The 21,231-nt window shown below is 66.4% G+C and carries 5 protein-coding genes; 3 read left to right on the top strand and 2 right to left on the bottom strand.

Going from position 1 to position 21,231, the window contains the following annotated elements:
* Positions 1-53 precede the first annotated feature (53 nt).
* Complete coding sequence (htpG, locus tag AC5Y4N_RS16600; protein WP_499909890.1) at positions 54-1,985, top strand: molecular chaperone HtpG; 1,932 nt, start codon at positions 54-56, stop codon at positions 1,983-1,985.
* A 260-nt stretch (positions 1,986-2,245) separates the two neighbouring features.
* Complete coding sequence (gene pks2 / locus AC5Y4N_RS16595) at positions 2,246-8,575, top strand: sulfolipid-1 biosynthesis phthioceranic/hydroxyphthioceranic acid synthase (RefSeq protein ID WP_499909889.1); 6,330 nt, start codon at positions 2,246-2,248, stop codon at positions 8,573-8,575.
* A gap of 40 nt (positions 8,576-8,615) precedes the next feature.
* Here the strand turns inward: pks2 and AC5Y4N_RS16590 are convergent, their stop codons facing one another.
* The gene (locus AC5Y4N_RS16590) at positions 8,616-9,362 is read right to left on the bottom strand and encodes a phthiotriol/phenolphthiotriol dimycocerosates methyltransferase (RefSeq protein WP_499910106.1); all 747 of its coding nucleotides are present in this window, start codon (positions 9,360-9,362) and stop codon (positions 8,616-8,618) included.
* Between the two features lie 698 nt (positions 9,363-10,060).
* On the opposite strand from AC5Y4N_RS16590, the gene AC5Y4N_RS16585 reads away from it, so the two are divergent.
* Entirely contained in the window at positions 10,061-10,852 is a 792-nt protein-coding gene (locus AC5Y4N_RS16585; protein WP_499909888.1) for a GAP family protein, read from the top strand.
* Between the two features lie 104 nt (positions 10,853-10,956).
* Here the strand turns inward: AC5Y4N_RS16585 and AC5Y4N_RS16580 are convergent, their stop codons facing one another.
* On the bottom strand, positions 10,957-21,219 hold the full coding sequence (locus AC5Y4N_RS16580) for an amino acid adenylation domain-containing protein (protein ID WP_499910104.1): 10,263 nt from the start codon (positions 21,217-21,219) through the stop codon (positions 10,957-10,959).
* Between the last annotated feature and the right edge of the window lie 12 nt (positions 21,220-21,231).

The raw sequence follows: 21,231 nt of genomic DNA, 5'->3' as shown, positions 1-21,231 counted from the left end.
ATGACGCTCGGTATTATTCGTTGCGGTACCGACACTTCTGTTGGGGGAATCGCATGCCTGCACACGCCGAGCAATTGGAGTTTCAGGCCGAGGCACGCCAACTGCTGGATTTATTGGTGCACTCGGTCTACTCCGACAAGGATTCTTTTCTTCGCGAGTTGATCTCCAACGCCTCCGACGCGCTGGACAAACTTCGTCTTGAAGCGCTGCGGAACAAAGACCTCGACGTCGACACCTCCGACCTCCACATCGAGATCGAGGTAGGCAAGGATCCGCGCACGCTCACCGTTCGCGACAACGGCATCGGTATGACGCGCGCGGAGGTGGTGGACCTGATCGGCACCCTGGCCAAGTCGGGCACCGCCGAAGTGCGCCAGCGGCTGCGCGAGGCCCAAAATGCCAGCGCCTCAGCGGAATTGATCGGTCAGTTCGGCATCGGCTTCTACTCGACGTTCATGGTGGCCGACAAAGTGGAGCTGCTCACCCGCAAGGCCGGGGAAAGCGAAGCCACCCGGTGGGTGTCCAGCGGGGACGGCACCTACACCATCCAATCGGTCGAGGACGCGCCGCAGGGCACGTCGGTCACGCTGTACCTCAAGCCCGAAGACAAAGAAGACCAGCTGCACGACTACACCGCGGAGTGGAAGATCCGGGAGCTGGTGAAGAAGTACTCGGACTTCATCTCCTGGCCGATCCGTATGCAGGTCGAGCGGCGCAGCCCGGCCACCGAGGAGGGCGGCGAAGAGACCGTCACCGTCGAAACGCAGACGCTGAACTCGATGAAGGCGTTGTGGGCCAAGTCCAAAGACGAGGTCTCCGACGAGGAGTACAAGGAGTTCTACAAGCACATCGCGCACGCGTGGGACGAACCGCTCGAGATCATCGCGATGAAGGGCGAGGGCACCTTCGAGTACCAGGCACTCCTCTTCATTCCGTCGCACGCCCCGTTCGACCTGTTCACCCGAGACGCCAAGATCGGGGTGCAGCTCTACGTCAAGCGCGTGTTCGTCATAGCTGACTGTGACCAGCTCATGCCGAGATACCTGCGCTTCGTCAAGGGCGTGGTCGACGCAGAAGACATGTCGCTCAACGTTTCTCGGGAGATCCTGCAGCAGGACCGGCAGGTGACGGCTATCCGTCGGCGACTGACCAAGAAGGTGTTGTCGACCATTCAGCACATGCAGGCGGAGCGGCCGGATGACTACCGCACGTTCTGGACGCAGTTCGGCGCAGTCGTCAAAGAAGGCCTGATGTCCGACGTCGACAACCGCGACACGCTGCTGCGCATCTCGTCGTTCGCCTCGACGCACAGCGACGAGGAATTGACCACGCTGGCCGAATACGTAGAGCGGATGAAGGACGGCCAGACGCAGATCTTCTACGCCACCGGGCTGTCGCGCGAGCAGCTGCTGAAATCGCCGCACCTCGAAGCGTTCAAGGCCAAGGGCTATGAGGTGTTGCTGCTGACCGACCCGGTCGACGAACTGTGGGTGGGGTCGGTGCCCGAGTTCGACGGCAAGCCGCTGCAGTCGGTGGCCAAGGGCGAGGTGGACCTCGACTCCGAGGAGGAGAAGGCGGCTTACGAGGCCGAGCGCCAAGAGCAGCAGCGCGAGTTCGCCGACCTGCTGACGTGGCTGAAAGAGACCCTGAGCGAACACGTGTCCGAAGTGCGGTTGTCGTCCCGGCTGACGGAGTCACCGGCATGTCTGATCACTCCGACCTTCGGCATCACCCCGGCGCTGGCACGCATGTACCGCGCATCCGGCCAGTCGGTGCCCGTCGGCAAGCGAATCCTGGAACTCAACCCGAACCATCCGCTGGTGACCGGTTTGCACGAGGCGCACAAGTCGGGCGGTGACCAGTCGGAGCTGGCCGAGACGGCGGAGTTGCTCTACGGCACAGCGCTTCTCGCCGAAGGCGATATCCCCGAAGACCCGGCGAAGTTCGCCAGCCTGCTCGCGCAGCGCCTAGCCCGCACCGTGTAGCCGCGACAAACCGCCGTCCAGCAAACACCGCGACGGGATTTTGCTAGTGTCACTTCCGGGACGGATTCGGTGGATTTCGGGACAACTCGGCATGCGCGAAATTAACGTGGGCGGTTGTGACTGCCTGCTGAGGCGCGCCCGAAGCCGCTGAGGTGAGCAAGGGACCATCGCGACGCGGGTATCTTGGCCATCTTGCGCGGGCGGGGATATCGAGCCTGGCGGGGGCAAGGGCAACGCAATGTTTGCTATGAGGAGGGCACATGGCTTCGGTCGGGACCGGGCATGATTCGTCGGGCTCGGAGTCAGCCGTAACGTCGACGACGGTGGGCACCACACCGGTCACTCCGATCGCCGTGATCGGCATGGCCTGCCGGCTGCCCGGCGGTATCGACTCCCCTGACAAGCTGTGGGACGCGTTGCTGCGCGGCGAGGATCTGGTCACCGAGATCCCGGCCGACCGGTGGGACGCCGACGACTTCTACGACCCCGAACCGGGGGTGCCCGGTCGGTCCGTCTCCAAGTGGGGCGCCTTCCTCGACGACGTCGCCGGTTTCGACGCCGACTTCTTCGGCATCAACGAGCGCGAAGCCACCGCCGCCGATCCGCAGCACCGGATCTTATTGGAAACCTCATGGGAGGCCATGGAACACGCGGGACTCACCCGCGAGCGGATGGCCGACTCGCTCACCGGCGTGTTCGTGGGGCTCACTCACGGCGACTACCAGCTGCTGGCCGCCGACGCCAACGCCGTCGAGCAGCCCTACGGCTTCACCGGCAACAGCTTCAGCTTGGCGTCCGGGCGGATCGCCTATGTCCTCGGGCTGCACGGCCCCGCGCTCACGGTCGACACCGCCTGCTCGTCGGGCCTGACCGCGGTGCACCTGGCCTGCCGCAGCCTGCACGAAGGCGAGAGCAACCTCGCGCTCGCCGGTGGTGTGACGCTGGCGCTGGACCCACGGAAGTGGTCGGCCGGCTCGGCCGAGGGCATGTTGTCGCCCACCGGCCGTTGCCACGCGTTCGACGTCGACGCCGACGGGTTCGTGGGCGGCGAGGGCTGCGTCGTCATGCTGCTCAAGCGCTTGGCGGATGCGCAGCGCGACGGCGACCGGATCCTGGCCGTGATCCGCGGCACTGCGGCCAACCAGGACGGGCGCACGGTGAACATCGCAACCCCGTCGCGGGCCGCCCAGGTCGCGGCCTACCGGGAGGCGTTGGCTGCGGCGGACGTGGACCCGGCCAGTGTCGGCATGGTGGAGGCGCACGGCACCGGAACACCCACCGGCGACCCCGTCGAATACGCCAGCCTCGCCGAGGTATACGGGGTCGACGGGCCCTGCGCCCTGGCCTCTTCCAAGACGAATTTCGGGCATACCCAGTCAGCCTCCGGCGCCCTAGGACTGATGAAGGCCGTGCTCGCCCTGCAGCACGGAGTGGTCCCGCAGAACCTCCACTTCAATCGCCTGCCTGACAAGATGGCGAAGATTGAAACGAATCTTTTTGTGCCGCAGGAGAATACGCCGTGGCCGACGAACGGCCAGGGGCCGCGGCGCGCGGCCGTGTCGGCGTACGGCATCTCGGGCACCAATGTGCACGCGATCGTGGAGCAGGCCCCGGAGACGGCCGACACCGCTGCGCAGGCACCGCAGACCCAGCCGTCCGCCCATTCTTTGCTGTTCCCGTTGTCGTCCACCTCGGCCGGCGAGCTGCGCCGCACCGCCGGCCGGCTCGCCAATTGGGTTCAGACGCACGATGTTTCGTTGCCGGATCTCGGCTACACGCTGTCGCGCCGCCGCGTACACCGCCCGGTGCGCACCGGCGTGATAGCGAGCAGTCAAGCCGAGCTCGTCGAGGTCCTGCGGGAGGTCGCCGAGGGAGACGCGCCGTATGAGCCCGCGGTCGGGCACGACGATCGCGGCCCGGTGTGGGTGTTCTCCGGCCAAGGCTCGCAATGGAAGTCGATGGGGGCACAGCTGCTTGCGACGGAGCCGGTGTTCGCCGCGACCGTCGCCAAGGCCGAGCCGGTGATCGCCAGCGAGTCCGGGTTCTCGGTGACCGAGGCGATGACGTCACCAGAGGTGGTGACCGGCCAAGAGCGCATTCAGCCGACCCTGTTCACCATGCAGATCGCCATGGCCGAGACCTTGAAGTCATACGGGGTGCGGCCGGGTGCGGTGATCGGGCATTCCCTCGGTGAGGCCGCGGCGGCCGTCGCGGCGGGCGCGCTGTCGCTGGAAGACGGGTTGCGGGTCATCTGCCGCCGGTCCCGGATGATGAACCGCATCGCCGGCAACGGTGCGACGGCGTCGGTGGAATTGCCTGCACAACAGGTCCTTTCAGAGCTGATGGCCCGCGGCATCAACGACGTGGTGGTGGCGGTGGTGGCCTCGCCGCAGTCCACAGTGATCGCAGGTGACGCGCAGAAGGTCCGCGAGATGATCGCGGTGTGGGAGCAGCGCGACGTGATGGCCCGCGAGGTTCCGACCGACGTCGCGTTCCACTCGCCACAGGTTGACCCGATCCTCGGCGACCTGACCGACGCCCTGAAGGATCTGCAGCCGCGCAAGCCTGAGGTCCCGTTCTACTCGGCGACGCTGTTCGACCCCCGCGAAGAGCCGGTGTTCGATGCCGGCTACTGGGCCGACAATGTGCGCCGCATGGTGCGGTTCGCCACGGCAGTGCAGGCCGCGCTCGAGGACGGCTATCGCGTGTTCGCGGAAGTGTCTCCGCACCCGCTGCTCACCCGCGCGCTTGACCAGATCGCTCGCAGCGTCGACGTGCCGTTGGCTGCGGTGGCGAGTATGCGCCGCGAACAAAACATGCCGCACGGGCTGCGTGGCGTCGTCGCCGACCTGCACAGCGCAGGCGCTCAGGTCGACTTCTCCGTGCTGTATCCGACGGGTCGCCTGGTGGACGCGCCGCTGCCCAGCTGGACGCATCGCCACCTGTGGTTGACCGGTGGCGGGCAGGACGCCCCGATGCACGGCGCTTACACGTTGACGGTCCACCCGCTGCTCGGTGCGCATGTGCGCTTGCAGGAGGAACCGGAACGGCACGTCTGGCAAGGCGAAGTCGGTACCGCTGCCCATCCGTGGCTGGGCGATCACCAGATTCGCAACGTGGCCGTGCTGCCGGGCGCCGCCTACTGCGAGATGGCGCTGGAGGCCGCACGAGCGGTGCTGGGCGAGTCGTCCGAGGTTCGCGACATCCGTTTCGAGCAGGCGCTGCTGCTCGACGAGCAGACCACCGTCGGCGCGTCGGCGTCATCGTCGGCACCCGGTGTCGTCGAGTTCACGGTGGAGACAAGCCAGGGTGGGGAGACTGCGCGGCAGGCCAGCGCGACCCTGACGGTCGCCGAAGACCAGCAGCCTCCTGCGCACGACATCGCTGCTCTGCTCGCGAAGAACCCCGAACGCGAAGACGGCGACGAGGTCCGCCGGCGCATGGACGAGCGGGGTATGCAATACGGCCAGGCGTTCAGCGGTCTGGGTGCGGTCCACACCGGCGACGACCAGACCGACGTGGTGCTCGCCGAGGTCGCTCTGCCGCGCCAGATCCGCTCGCAGCAAGACGCCTACACCGTGCACCCCGCGCTCCTGGATGCCTGCTTCCAGTCGGTCGAGGCGCATCCGGCGGTTCGCGCGTTGGGTGAAGGGGTGCTGGGCTTGCCGTTGGGAATTCGCCGGCTGCGGTCCTACACCGCTGCCCGCAACGCGCACTACTGCTGCACGCGGGTGACGAAGGCGGACGCTTCCGGTATCGAGGCCGACATCGACGTGCTCGACGAACACGGCGCCGTGCTGCTGTCGGTGCAGGGGCTGCGCTTGGGTACCTCGGTGTCCGAGGAGGGCCGCCGTGACCGGGTGCTCGCCGAGCGGTTGCTGACCACCGAATGGCAGCACCGTCAGCTGCCGGAGATCGAGCACGCCGAGGCCGGATCGTGGTTGCTGATCAGCACCGTCAACACCGACCAGGTGGCCACCGCCTTGACCGATGCGCTGAAAAACCTTGGGGCGCAATGCACGTCGATGTGCTGGCCGTTGCATGCCGACCACGGCGCCAACACCGAGCAACTCGCGGCGCATCTGCGTGGCGGCGGCTTCACCGGGGTGGTGGTGCTCACCGGACCGAAGAACGGCGACGCAGACGGTGAATCGCCTTCACTCGGGCGTGAATATGTGCAGCATCTGGTGCGCATCATGCGTGAACTGCCGGAGATTGCAGGTGAGCCGCCCCGCTTGTTCGTCGTTACCCGAAATGCCCAAGCTGTGCTGCCCGGCGAGCAGCCCAACCTCGAGCAGGCGGGACTGCGCGGGTTGATCCGGGTGATGGGCACCGAGCAGGCGCACTTGCGTCCCACTCAGATCGACCTGGACGACGAGAGCGACGCCGAGCAACTGGCGCACCAGCTGATCAGCGAGTCTGAAGAAGACGAGACCGCCTGGCGTGGCGGTGAGTGGTTCACCGCGCGGCTGTACCCCACTCCTCTGTCCCCGGAGGAGCGTAAGACGGCGGTCGCCGACAACGAACGCGACGGGATGCGGCTGCAGATCCGCACGCCGGGTGACTTGGAATCGCTGGAACTCGTGGCCTGCGACCGCGTTCCGCCCGGGTCGGGTGAGATCGAAGTTGCGGTCACCGCGTCGAGCATCAACTTCGCCGACGTGCTGGTGGCGTTCGGCCGTTACCCCGCTTTCGACGGTCGTCTGCCACAGCTTGGCATCGACTTCGCCGGAGTCGTGACGGCGGTCGGGCCCGACGTGACCGACCACAAGGTCGGTGACCGCGTCGGCGGTCTGTCCGCCAACGGCTGCTGGGGCACGTTCATCACGTGCGACGCGAACCTCGCCGTCACTCTGCCGGACGGTCTGGGCGACGCTGAGGCGGCTGCGCTGACGATCGCGACCGCCACGGCCTGGTACGGGCTGAACGATATGGCCCGCATCAGGGCCGGCGACAAGGTGCTGATCCATTCCGCCACCGGCGGTGTGGGCAAGGCGGCGATTGCGATTGCACGCGCCGCCGGTGCAGAGATCTTCGCCACCGCCGGCAGCGAACAGCGTCGACAGTTGCTGCGGGACATGGGAATCGAGCATGTCTACGATTCGCGAAGCCTCGAGTTCGCCGACGGGATCCGCCGCGACACCGACGGGTACGGCGTGGACATCGTGCTGAACTCGGTGACCGGTGCCGCCCAGCGCGCGGGCCTGGAGCTGCTGGCATTCGGTGGGCGATTCATCGAGATCGGTAAGCGCGACATCTACGGCGACAGCCGGTTGGGCTTGTTCCCGTTCCGGCGCAATCTGTCGTTCTATGCCGTCGACCTGGCGTTGATGTCGGTGAGCCATCCCGATCGGGTGCGGGAGCTGCTCAAGACGGTGTATGAGCTCACTGCGGAGGGCAAGCTGCCGATGCCGGAGACCACGCACTATCCGCTTGCCGACGCCGCCACCGCGATTCGGATGATGAGCGGCGCCCAGCACACCGGGAAGCTGATCCTGGACATTCCGCGTTCGGGGCAGAGCACCGTTGTGGTGCCGCCGGAGCAGGTTCCGGTGTTCCGCACCGACGGTTCCTACATCGTCACCGGCGGCTTGGGTGGCTTGGGTTTGTTCCTCGCCGAGAAGATGGCCTCGGGCGGTGCCGGTCGGATCGTGCTGTCGTCGCGTTCCCAGCCGGATGAGAAGACGCAGGAGACCATCGACATGATCCGCTCGATGGGCTCTGACGTGGTGGTGGAGTGCGGCGATATCGCCGAACCGGCGACGGCGGAGCGCTTGGTGTCGGTGGCGACGGACACGGGTCTTCCGCTGCGGGGCGTGCTGCACGCAGCCGCGGTGATCGAGGACGCCACCCTGGCCAACATCACCGACGAGCTGGTCGAAAGAGACTGGGCGCCAAAGGTGTACGGTGCCTGGAATCTGCACACCGCCACCGCCGACCAGCCGTTGGACTGGTTCTGTGCATTCTCCTCGGCGGCCGCACTGGTGGGCTCCCCGGGACAGGGCGCGTACGCGGCGGCCAACAGCTGGCTGGACGCTTTCACGTTGTGGCGGCGGGCTCGAGGTCTTCCGGCCACCGCGATCGCGTGGGGCGCCTGGGGCCAGATCGGGGCAGGCACGGCGCTGGCCGAGGGAATGGGTACGGCGATCACGCCCGACGAGGGTGCGTACGCGTTCGAAACGCTGTTGCGCCACGAGCGCGCCTACACCGGGTATGCGCCGATCACCGACGCGCCGTGGTTGGCGGCGTTCGCTGCGCAGAGCCCGTTCGCCGAGGCGTTCCGCGACACCGGCCAAAAAGGTTCGGGCACAAGCAAACTGCGCGCTGAGCTGGACGAGCTGCCTCTCGACGAGTGGCCGACCCGGCTGCGGCGTTTGATCTCCGATCAGGTGAGCCTGATCCTGCGTCGCAGCATCGACCCGGACCGTCCGCTCGCGGAGTACGGGATGGACTCACTGGGCGCGCTGGAGCTACGTACCCGCATCGAGACCGAGACGGGCGTGCGCATCAGTGCCACCGACATGTCGACGACGATTCGGGACTTGGCGGGGCAACTGTGCGAGAAGCTTGCGCCCGCGAAAACCGGGTGAGCAGATGCGGATTCTCGCCTGCGGCGAGATAACCGCCTGCTCAGTCCTTGGCCAGGCAGTACATGCGGTACGGGGTTTGGCCGGTCTTGAAGCCTTCGTAGATCTTGCGGTGCATTGAGTGGCTGATGGGGCGGACAAGCTTCGGCAGCCGCTTGTCGACGTCGTCCTGCGCCTGCTGCCAGTTTCGTTCCATGGCGCGCGCGACCTCGGTGCTGATATCTCGTTGCGAGACGATCCGCAGCGGCGCGGCCGCCAGGTCGGCCTCCCAAGTGGGAAGGCCTACGGGTCCGCGGGCATCGGTGTAGAGCAGGTGCCCACCGGGTTTCAGCACGCGGGCCACCTCGGCGAGAAAACGAGGGAAGTCGGGATAGTGCTGTGAGGATTCGATGTTGATGACCGCGTCGAACGATTCGTCGGGGAACGGCAGGTTCTGGGCGTCGCCCTGGACGAAGTCGAGGCCCTCGATTTGATGTTTCCGCCGACAGAACTCGATGCCGGCCGGATTCAGGTCGAGGCCCGTGTACGAGGCCGGGTGCAGGGTTCGCATGATGAACGAGGCGCCTCCCCCGTGGCCGCAACCGACCTCCAGCACCCGCTTGCCAGAGATGTCGACCTGCGTTGCCGTGGCGTAGTACATCTGGATCGCGTACCGGTTGCGCTCGTCGGCAGGATCGAGCGGCAGATTTATGGGCGGGTCTTCTTCGTACCCGTAGTTGATGAACAAGATGTCGTCTCCGGCGTACCGGCGGGTGACGATGGGATAGATGTACTTCTGGGTGCGGGTCATGCCCTTCTGAATCAATGTCACCGCCTTTTCCCGGAACTTTCCGGTCGATCGGCCAGCAACACGTGCATTTGCTGTCATACACGGGAGTATGGCAGGAGGAAACGATGGTTCGGTTAGTTTTGAACGTAATTTTTTGTACTACCGGCCATTCTTGGCGCCATTGGTTGGCAGGGCCTGTGTGGCTGTGTTCTCAACGGGGTGAACCGTGGCGATGGCCGACTGGTTTGCGAATGACACCCCCTGGTTCGGGTAGGTGTCGCAGCGGCTGCGTCGGCTCTCTGGCTCAACCTTCAGCAAAGGTCACTCACCACAGGGCGAGCGTTGACCTCTGCCTATTGCGAGGGGCGCACCTAAGCTAGTCCGTGCAGGGTACGACTCAATTGAGGCCGCAACAAGTGTTGTTGCCGCCTTTATGCCGCTCATGCCGCACACATGGCGCAGCCACACAGTGCTGATCGGTGTTACAGGTGTTCTAGCTGTGCCTTTGTACCAATTGGTCGAACAGCGTCTTTCATCGCGGCAGCGCTAAACGAACCCAACGACAGCACCCGCACCGGCTTGTGCGGTTCTGCGGGCGCCAATACGCTGCTCCAGCCCCGCGCTCACCATCTCCACGAACCGCCGCCGCTCCAGGCCGGGAACCGCCTGCCCGCCCCAAAACAGCAAAAGGGTTCCTCGGACACGGTAGGGTGCTAAACATGTGGGGTTCCGTGCTGGGGTTCGCATGCCTTGCCGCGCTCAATCCAGTACGACTCGGCCTGGTGCTCCTGATGATTTCTCGCCCGCGTCCTGTGCAGAACCTGCTCGCCTACTGGCTGGGCAGCATGACGGTCTGCCTGTTCGACTCGCTTGTACCACTGATGTTGCTGCATTTCATGCCGACATTTCGCTCGTTTGAGCAGTATTTGTCGAGTCCCGCTAAGGGCTCGATTGTGCCCCACATTCAGATCGGCCTGGGATCTGTGACGCTGGTGATCACCGCGCTGCTCATCGTGCGTTTCCTTGCCGCTCAGCGCACAACCGTACCGGCACATGCAGCCAACATTTCTACCCTGACTCTGGAATCGCACCGGCAGATTCCGATCCTGCGGATTCTTGGCCGCCCGCAAGACGAGACGCTGGACGGGGCATCTGCTATGCGGCGGTTGCTCGGCCGCGCCCGCAACGCCTGGGAGAACGGCTCTCTGTGGATTGCGTTCTTCATCGGCTTTTGGACCATGCCGTTGGACGGCACTCTCTTTGTCGTTGCGTTGATCGCCTCCTCCGGAGTTGCGATAGGCACACAGGTCGCCGGCGCAATCGCATTCGCTCTTGTGATGTATGCGGTTGCCGAACTGATCCTCGTCGGATACCTGATCGCACCGGTAAGAACAGAAGCAGTACTGCGCCGAGTACACGACTGGGTGCTGGCGAACCGTAGCCGCATTGTTCTTGGTATCTGCCTATTGGTCGGAGTGTCCCTAGTGCTTCAAGGCATCAGCAAGCTTTGACCACCGAAGCGTGAGTGCCGCTCCGGCAGCAGCCCGCTAGTACGCAAGACCCGACCCACCTATCGAGCGCCAATGCCTTCGCCCTTGTGGGTTGAGCTCGATCGCTAGGCCTCTAATGCGCGTTTGAGTTGTTCCCCGTACATCGTCAGCGTTGTGGGGCTGAGCAACTCGTAATGTGTGCAGTCGACAGAGTATGTCGTGATCTCGTCGGCAACATGCCGCCGCCACCTGTGCAGATGGGCACGCATCGCGAGTCTGGCTCGCAGCTCTGGGAACCTCGCACTCACCCTAGGGATGCGCGATGCGGAAAAGATCACGATGTCACCGTCGAACCGAGGCGGTCTGTGCCTGAGCAGATAGCGTTGATTCGCTTTCAGGTTGTTGACCATGAACTCCACCAAGTGACGGGGCGGAAGTGCGGATTCGAGTGCTGCCTGCTCCGAGAGTAGTTGCTGTGCTTTCTCGTAAGTGAGAGGTCGGACATCCTTCGGGATCGCGATGCCGTTACTTCGCAAGATGTGTTCCAGAATTCGACTCTGATCAACGGCTTGGTTCCCTGCCATGATCCGTTTGCCCGTGAAAGACGGGTCGAGCAGAACCAGACGTTCGACCGTGCATCCCCGGCGTTGCAGCTCAACGGCAAGTGCGTGCGCCACCACACCTCCGAACGACCACCCAAGAAGCTTGTATGCGGGCGAAGGGTGCACCGCTCGTAGCCTGTCCGCGTAGCGAGCCGCCATGGCGTTGATTGATCGTGGGTCAGCTTCGCCGTCACGATTGACCTGGTTGATCCCGATAATCGGGCAATTCAGATAACGCCCTAATGACGCATATGACCAGCTGAGCCCGAGACCGTCATGGATACAGCACAACGGAACACCCGTTCCGTCCTGAAAAAGCTCGACAGGAGCAATTGCCAGCGTGTTCTGGTCCCTGTTGAGCTGTTGGCTCAAGCCTCTAACGGACGGCGCTTCAAACAGGGTGCGGACGGCGACGTGGGCGCCGAGGGTTTTGTTGATTGCGGCGATCAAGCGCATGGCCGACAGTGAGTTTCCGCCGAGGTCGAAGAACGAGTCATCCACCCCGACGCGTTCGACACCGAGCACTTGGGCGTAGAGCTCGACCAGGATTTCCTCGGTGGGCGTGCTCGGGGCGCGGTAGGCGCTGGCGCCATCGTGGTATTCCGGGGCGGGCAACGCCCGCTTGTCGAGTTTGCCGTTGAGGGTCAGCGGCAGCTTCTCCAAGACGACGACCGCCGCGGGCACCATGTAGGCCGGCAGCCGCTCGCCCAACTGGGCGCGCACCGCGGCGGGATCTGCGGTGCCGGTGATGTAGCCGACCAGCCGCTTGTCGCCCGGGTGGTCTTCGCGCGCGACGACGACGGCTTGCTCCACTCCGTCGGCCTCGGCCAGGGCGGCCTGCACGTCGCCGAGCTCGATGCGATAGCCGCGAATCTTGACCTGCTCGTCGACGCGGCCCAAATACTGCAGCTGCCCATCAGCACCCCAGCGCACCAGATCCCCGGTCCGATACATCCGTTGGCCGGGCGCCCCGAACGGGCACGCCACAAACCGTCCCGCGGTCAACCCGGCACGGCGCACATAACCCACACCCACACCGTGCCCGGCCACATACAACTCACCCACCACACCCGTCGGCACCGGATGCAACCACTGATCCAGCACGAACAACGCCGCCTGCGGCACGGGCGCACCGATCGGCACCACACCAGACCCCGGCGAAAGCGGCGCACTCATCGCCGCATACACCGTGGCCTCCGTCGGGCCGTAAGCGTTGATCATCACCCGCCCGTCGGCCGCCCAGCGATCCACCAACTCGACGGGGCACGCCTCCCCGGCCACCACCAACGCCGTGGACTCCAAGCCCTCCGCCGAGAGCACCCCGACGGCCGAGGGAGTCTCACTGAGCACATCGACGCGTTCGCGAATCAGCAAGGCGCGGAACTCTTCCGGCGAGGCGGCCACCTCCTCGGGCACCACCACAAGCCGCCCGCCACCGAGCAACGCACCGAAGATGTCCCACACCGACACGTCGAAGGCCAACGAATGCCACTGCGTCCACACCCCATCACGCGGCAACCGCGAAGCCACCGACTCCACAAACCGCGTGGCGTTGTGATGAGTGATCGCCACACCCTTGGGCACTCCGGTGGTGCCGGAGGTGTAGATGATGTAGGCGATGTCATCGGCGACCGGACCCGCCAGTGCCGTGCCCGGATAGCTCTCGATGCGCGGATCGTCCACATCGACGACCACCACATCGCCATCAACCCGTTGCGCCAAATCAGCGGTGGTGATGACAGCGACCGGGCCGGCATCGGCGACTATCACCGCGATGCGCGCCTGGGGCACCGCCGAGTCGATCGGCAGATACGCCGCCCCGGTCTTGAGCACCGCCATAATCGACACCACCGCCTGCGCCGAGCGCGGCAACAACAGCGCCACAGATTTTCCGGGCCGCGCACCCAATTCAACGAGCGTGTGCGCCAAGCGATTCGACGCCTCATCCAACTCGCGATACGTCAGCGACCGGTCGCCACACGTGACCGCGGTCGCGTCGCCGACGCGGGCGACCTGAGCCGCGAACAACTCGGTGATCGTCGCCGCGGCCGGCGCCGGCCGGGTCAGAACCGCCCGGTTACCTAACTCATCCAGCCGGGCATATTCCTGCTCATCGAGCACATCGATCGTCGACAACCGCCGCGCCGGATCAGCGGTGATCGCCGCCAACACCCGCCGCAGTCGCTCGATCAACGCCTCGATGCTGGCCGCGTCGAACACGTCGGTGCGGAACTCCACCGACCCACCGATGCCCGCGGGCTCACCCGTAGCTCTCCAGCGCTCACCGAGGGAGAACCCCAAATCCATTCTCGCGGCACGGGTTTGCACCGGCAGCTGGCTTACCTGCACATCGCCCAATGCCAAGTCAGGCACCGCCGCGTTGCCCTGACCGGTGAAGTTCTGCCAGGCCAACAACACCTGGATCAGTGGGTGATGACTCAGGGATCGTGTCGGGTTGAGCCGCTCGACGAGTACTTCGAACGGCACGTCCTGGTGCTCGTAGGCGGCCAGGCTGCGCTGGCGTACCTGCTCGAGCACATGCGCGACGGTGGGGTCACCGTCGACCTCGACGCGCAGCACGAGGGTGTTGACGAAGAAGCCGACCAGATCGTCCAGCGCGGGATCGCGGCGCCCGGCAATCGAAAAGCCAACGGCTACATCGGAAGTGGCGCAGATCTTGGACAGCAGGACCACCAACGCCGCCTGCACCACCATGAAGGTGGTGGCATTGTGTTCGCGGGCCACCTCGGCGACCTGCTGCTGCAATTCGGCCGGCCAGTCCACCGCCACGCTGGCCCCGCGGTAATCGGCGACCGCCGGATACGGCCGGTCGGTAGGCAGTGCCAGCCGTTCCGGCAAGTTGACCAACGCGTCCTGCCAGAAGGCCAACTGCGCGTTGATGCGGCTGTCGGGATCGTCGAGATCGCCGAGCTGGGCCCGCTGCCACAACGTGAAATCGATGTACTGCACCGGCAACGGCGTCCACTGCGGTGCCCTTCCTTCGTGGCGGGCCAGGTATGCCTGTCCCAAGTCGTTGACCAGCGGGGTGATCGACCAGCCGTCGGCGGCGATGTGGTGCACCACCGCCACCAGCACATAGTCTTCGTCGGCAAGACGGAAAAGCGCTGCCCGCAAAGGGGTTTCGGTCCCGAGGTCGAACGTGTAGCGGACCTGCTGGCCGATGGCGTCCTCGAGCTGCTGGGCCGGCCAACCGACCGCATCGATGATCCGCCAACCGAAATCGGCCTGCTCGGCGGGCAGGACCACCTGCTGGGGCACACCGTCGGAGGCGACGAACACGGTGCGCAGCGTCTCGTGGCGGGCCACCACATCGGCCAGCGCCGCACCCAACGCCTCGACATCGAGCGCGCCGCGCAGCTGCAGCGCGACCGCCATGTTGTAGACCGGCGATGGGCCCTGCAACTGATCGAGAAACCACAACCGGTTCTGTGCGAATGACAACGGCACCACCGCCGGGCGCTGCACCGCCGTCAACGGCGCGAGCCCACCGGCGGATTGCGTGATACGCGGGGCCAACTCGGCGATGGTGGGCGCCTCGAACAATGCTCGCACCGACACGTCGGCGTCGAATGCGTTGTTGATCGCGGCGACCACCCGCATGGCCAGCAGCGAGTTGCCACCCAACTCGAAGAAGGAGTCGTCAACCCCGACCCGTTCGACACCGAGCACCTGGGCGTAGATGCCGGCCAGCATCTCCTCGGTGAGATTGCTCGGTGCACGGTAGAGGCCGCTCTGATACTCCGGTGCCGGCAACGCCCGCTTGTCGAGTTTGCCGTTGACGGTCAACGGCAGCGCCTCGAGCACCACGATCGCCGCGGGCACCATGTAGGCCGGCAGCCGCTCGCCCAGCTGGGCGCGCACCGCGGCGGGATCTGCGGTGCCGGTGATGTAGCCGACGAGGCGCTTGTCGCCGGGGCGGTCCTCGCGGGCGACGACCGCGGCCTGCTCCACCCCGTCGAGGCTTGCCAGCACGGCTTGCACATCGCCCAGTTCGATGCGATAGCCGCGGATCTTGACCTGCTCGTCAGCGCGGCCCAGATACTGCAACTGCCCGTCGGCACCCCAGCGCACCAAATCCCCGGTCCGATACATCCGCTGCCCGGACCCACCGAACGGGCACGCCACAAACCGCGATGCGGTCAACCCGGCACGGCGCACATAGCCGCTGGCCACGCCGTGGCCGGCCACATACAGCTCGCCGACCGTGCCGGTCGGTACCGGGCGCAACCAGCTGTCGAGCACAAAGAAGGCCGCTCCGGGTGCCGGCGTGCCGATCGGCACCACCGCGGTTCCCGGGCTCAGCGGCGCGCTGAACGACGTGTACCACGTCTCGGTGGGACCGTAGGCGTTGAGCATCAACCGCCCGGGCGCCCAGCGATCCACCAGCTCGGGCGGGCACGCCTCCCCGGCCACCACCAACGCCACCGACTCCAACCCCTGCGGCGACAGCGCCGCCGCAGCCGACGGTGTTTGGTTGAGCACCGTGACCTGCTCGCTCACCAACAGCGCGTGGAAGTCCTCGGGTGAGGCGGCCACTGCTTCGGGCACCACCACCAGCCGCCCACCGCCGAGCAGCGCGTTGAAGATCTCCCACACCGAAACGTCGAACGCCAAGGAATGCCACTGCGACCACACCCCATCACGCGGCAGCCCGACGTCCACCGACTCCAGCAGATGCGTCACGTTGCGGTGGGTCAGCGCCACACCCTTGGGTGTGCCGGTGGTGCCCGAGGTGTAGATCAGGTAGGCCAGATCATCGGCGGCCGGGGCCGGCAACGCGGTGCTCGGCTGAGTCTGGATGGCTGGATCCTCGACATCGACGATCGCCACGTCACCGCGGAGGCCGTCGAGCCCCGCCGCTACAGCGGCGGTGCTCACCACCGCGACCGGCTTGGCGTCGCCGAGGATCACCGCGATGCGCGCCTCGGGCACTGCCGGGTCGATCGGCAGATAGGCAGCCCCGGTTTTGAGCACCGCCAGAATTGACACGATGGCCTGCGCGGAGCGCGGCATCAGCAGCGCCACGCCCTGGCCCGGGCGGGCGCCGTAGCTGATGAGCTTGTGCGCCAACCGGTTCGAGGCTTCGTCGAGTTGGGCGTAGGTGAGTGATTGGCCTTGGTCGGTGACGGCGGTGGCGTGCGGGGCGCGGGTCACCTGCGCTGCGAAAAGCGTTGGGATGGAAGGGGTTTGGGGTGCGGGCCGGGTCAGTACCGCCCGGTTGCCGAGCTCGTGGAGGCGGGCCTGGTCGGCGGGGTCGAGCATATCGATGGTCGACAGCGGCTGGCCCGGGTCGGCGGTCATCGCCGCCAGCAGGTGCTGCAGGCGTGTCATCAGCGCCGCGACGGCGGGCTCATCGAAGACGTCTTTGTCGTATTCGAGGCGCAGCCCCAGCTCGCGGCCGGGCACCGCGACCACCGACAGCGGGTAGTGGGTGGATTCATGGTTGCTGATGTCGGTGACGGTCAGCCCGGCCGCCCCCGACAGCGCTTCGGTGTCGATCGGGTAGTTCTCGTAGACGAACAGCGTGTCGAACAGCTGGTCGACTCCGGTGAGGCGGTGGATGTCGTGCAGCGCCAGATGCTGATGTTCCAGCGTCTGGTGGTGCGCGGTCTTGAGCTGGTCGAGCAGATCGACGGTGCTGGTGTGCACACCGATGAGGGCGCGCACCGGCACGGTGTTGATCAACAACCCCACCATGGAGTCCGCGCCGGCCAACTCCGGTGGGCGCCCCGACACCGTGAGCCCGAACGCGATGTCGTGCTGGCCGGTCAGCGACGACAGCAGCAGCGCCCACGCGGCCTGCAGCACGGTGTTCGCGGTGGTGTGCTGGCTGCGCGCCAACTCCCCGACCGCAGCGGTGATGTCCTCGGGGATGGCGAACGTTTGTACGCCCCGCTCACCCACGGCCAACCGATCCCCGGGGGCCACCAGGGTCGGGGTGTCGAACCCGGCCAGCACCTGCGCCCATGCCGCACGCGCGGCATCCAGGTCACGCTCGGCCAGCCAGGTGACGAACCGCCGATACGGCACCGGCGCACCCAGCGGTTGCTCGTAGTAACTGGCGAAGATCTCCGCCAGCAGGATCGGCATCGACCAGCCGTCCATCACGATGTGGTGCACGGTCAGCACGAACCGGTGCCGATCGGCGCCGGTGCGCACCAAGGCGGCACGAAACGCCGGCGGATGGGCCAGATCGCACACCGCGACCCGCTCGGCGGCCACCAGCTGGCTGGTCTGCTGCTCGACATCGGGCGCCTCGGCCACATCGACGTAGCGCCATGCCGGCACCGGATCAGCGGGGATGATCTGCACCGGCTGCTCGAAGCGCTCGCAGAACCGCGCCGCCAGGTTCGGATGGCGCCCCACCACGACCTGCACTGCTTGGCGCAGCCGATCGGCATCCAACGGACCGGCCACCGTGAAATCGAGCTGCAACGTGTACAGGTCGGCCACCTCACCACCGGCCGCGGCGGTGCTGGCGTGAAACAGCAACCCCTGCTGCAGCGGGGTCAACGGCAAAATGTCGGCGATGCGGTACTGCTCGGCCAGCTCGTCGATCTGCCGCTGAGAAAGCCGAGCCGGCGCAATATCGGAAGGGGTCAACCCGCCGCCGCCGTGGCGCACGTGCGCGCAGATCCCGCGCAGCGCCTCAAACCACAACTCGCTCAACCGGCTGACCTGCGCCTCGCTGAGCACCGCAGGCGCCCACGTCCAAGTCGCGTTGAGGGTGGGGCCCGCTTCGGTGTCCACCGTGGCCGCATTGAGCTCCAGGGTGTGCGCCAACGGCATCGGCACCGCGGCCACCGCACCCGTCGCCGCCAACGCGTCCTGGCTGATCAACCACAAGTCCCCGGACAATTCCGCACCGGCGGCGCCCATCCGGCCCAGATAGTTGAACCCGACCGTCGGATCGGCCCCACCCAACTCGACCTCGCGGTTGAGGTAACGCAACAGCCCGTAGGTCAGCCCGTCGGGCAACCCACGCAGCTGCTCCTTGGCGTCTTTGACCACCGCACCCAACGCGGCGTCCCCGCCCACCACATGACTCCACGACACCCCGCCCGCACGCAGCGCCACCGGATACTTCGTGGTGAACCAACCCACCGTGCGCGACAGGTCCACGTCGTCGAACAATTCCTCGGCGCGGCCGTGGCCCTCCACGTCGATACCCACCGCCGCGCTGCCGGTGCCGAAGAACTCCGCCAACGCCAACCCGAACGCGATCAACAACACATCGTTGACCCCGGCGTGAAACGCCGCCGGCACCTCACCCAGCACCATCCGCGTCGTCTCAGCGTCCAGCGACACCGCCAACGACCCCGCGCTGGCATAGGTGTCGCGGTCGGCCACCACGGGCGCCACCACCGGCGCGGTGGCCGCAACCTGCCGCCACGCCTCGGCCTGCGCCACCACCTTCGGGTCATCGGCATACTCGGCCAAAAGCCTCGACCAGCGGGCAAACGAGGTACCCACCGCCGGCAACGCGATCGGCTGGCCACTGTGGTGCTGCGCCCACGCAATGTTCAAGTCTTCCAACAGGATTCGCCACGACACCCCGTCGACCGCCAGGTGATGAACCATCACCACCAACTGACGCACCGAAGCCACCCACAACGCGCTGAGCATCACCCCCGCTGCCGGGTTCAACCGCTGTCGCGTCGCCACCAACGCCTCATCTGAGATCACGTCCACGGTCTGCACGCACCCAGCCGCATCCACCGATCCCACCGGCGGCACCGACAGCGCCCACCCGCCGGCACCGTCGTCATCGACCCGCAGCCGCAGCGTGGCATGCCGATCCACCAACGCCTGCAACACCACCACCACGTCGGCTTCACCGACCCCGGCCGGGGCCTGCAGCACCACCGTCTGATTGAACTGATCGACCGGACCCTGCACCGTCTGCAACCAGCGAATGATCGGCGTCGCCAGCACCGCGCCGGTGCCCTCATCGGCCACCCCCGCCGCATCCGCGGTGCGCACCACCCGCGCCAGCTTGGCCACCGTCTGCTCGACGAACACATCCCGCGGCTTGCACACCACACCGGCCGCCCGCGCCCGCGACACCACCTGCATCGACAAGATGCTGTCGCCGCCCAACTCGAAAAACGAGTCGTCCACCCCGACCCGCTCCAACCCCAACACCTCGGCGAAGATGCGGGCCAACAACTCCTCGGTGGGCGTGCCCGGTGCCCGATACGCCCCACCGCCATCCACATACTCCGGCGCCGGCAACGCCCGCGTGTCGAGCTTGTTGTTGGCCGTCAACGGCAGCGACTCCAACACCACCACCGCCGCCGGCACCATATAGGTGGGCAGCCGCTCCGCCAGCTGCGCGCGCAGCGCCACCGCATCGACCGCCCCGCTGACCGTCTCGGTGACATAACCCACCAGACGCTTATCGCCCGGGCGGTCCTCCCGGGCGATCACCACTGCCTGCTTGACCCCGTCCAACGCCCCCAGCGCCGACTGCACCTCGCCCAGCTCGATGCGATACCCGCGGATCTTGACCTGCTCATCGGTGCGGCCCAGATACTGCAACTGCCCGTCACTACCCCACCGCACCCGATCCCCGGTGCGATACATCCGCGCCCCCGCACCGCCGAACGGGCACGCCACAAACCGCGACGCCGTCAACCCGGAGCGGCCCACATAACCGTTGGCCACCCCCGCACCGGCCACATACAACTCGCCGGCCACCCCCGCCGGCGCCGGCCGCAGCCACTTGTCCAGCACGAACAACGCCGCCTGCGGCACCGGCGAACCAATCGGCGGCGCGCCCGAACCCGGCCTCAGCGGCGCACTGATCGACACACACATCGTCGTCTCGGTCGGGCCGTAGGCGTTGACCATCACCCGGCCAGCCGCCCACGCATCCACCACCTCCGGCGGACAGGCCTCACCAGCCATCACCAACGCCACCGACTCCAAACCCTGCGGGTCCAAAGCTGAGACCGCCGACGGCGTCTGCGTCAACACGCTGACCTGCTCGGCCACCAGCACATCGTGGAAATCCTCCGGCGAGGCGGCCACCACCTCGGACACCACCACCAGCCGCCCACCACGCAGCAACGCCCCGAAGATCTCCCACACCGACACGTCGAAGGCCAACGAATGACACAACGCCCACACACCCGGCCTGGGCAGACCCGCGTCCAGCGACGCCAACAACTGCGTGACGTTGTGATGCGTCACCGCCACACCCTTGGGCACACCCGTCGTGCCCGACGTATAGATCAGATACGCCACATCATCAGGCGCCGCCAACGCCAACCCCGACACCGGCTCGGCATCGATGCGCGGGTCCTGCGCATCGATCACCGCAACTCCGAACCCATCCAGGCGCTGCGCCAACTCCGCGGTGCTGATCACCGCCACCGGAGCGGCATCACCCAACATGAACTCGATACGCGCATCCGGCACCACCGGATCGATCGGCACATACGCCGCCCCGGTCTTGAGCACCGCCAAAATCGACACCACCGCCCGCGCCGACCGCGACATCAACAACGCCACAGACCGACCAGGCCCAGCACCGCGACTGGCCAATAGATGCGCCAACCGGTTCGACGCCTCATCCAACTCGCGATACGTCAACGACACACCCCCGCCGCTGACCGCCACCGCCTCCGGGGCACGCGCCACCCACTCGGCGAACACCTCCGGAATCGACCGCGCCGGCGGCCCCGGACGAGTCAACACCGCACGATTAGCCCACTCATCCAGGCTCGCGTGCTCACCCTCATCCAGCAGATCAATCGACAACAAACGCCGCGA

The sequence above is a fragment of the Mycobacterium sp. NGS19 genome, from assembly GCF_059813155.1.
The sequence above is the reverse complement of the archived record's forward strand: the minus strand, read 5'-3'. Positions and strand labels throughout refer to the sequence as shown.

What these genes read in the sequence shown, in the direction of transcription:
- htpG (WP_499909890.1), top strand. Translation starts at nt 54, where the DNA reads ATGCCTGCACACGCCGAGCAATTGGAGTTTCAGGCCGAGGCACGCCAA.
- pks2 (WP_499909889.1), top strand. Translation starts at nt 2,246, where the DNA reads ATGGCTTCGGTCGGGACCGGGCATGATTCGTCGGGCTCGGAGTCAGCC.
- AC5Y4N_RS16590 (WP_499910106.1), bottom strand. Translation starts at nt 9,362, where the DNA reads ATGACCCGCACCCAGAAGTACATCTATCCCATCGTCACCCGCCGGTAC.
- AC5Y4N_RS16585 (WP_499909888.1), top strand. Translation starts at nt 10,061, where the DNA reads ATGTGGGGTTCCGTGCTGGGGTTCGCATGCCTTGCCGCGCTCAATCCA.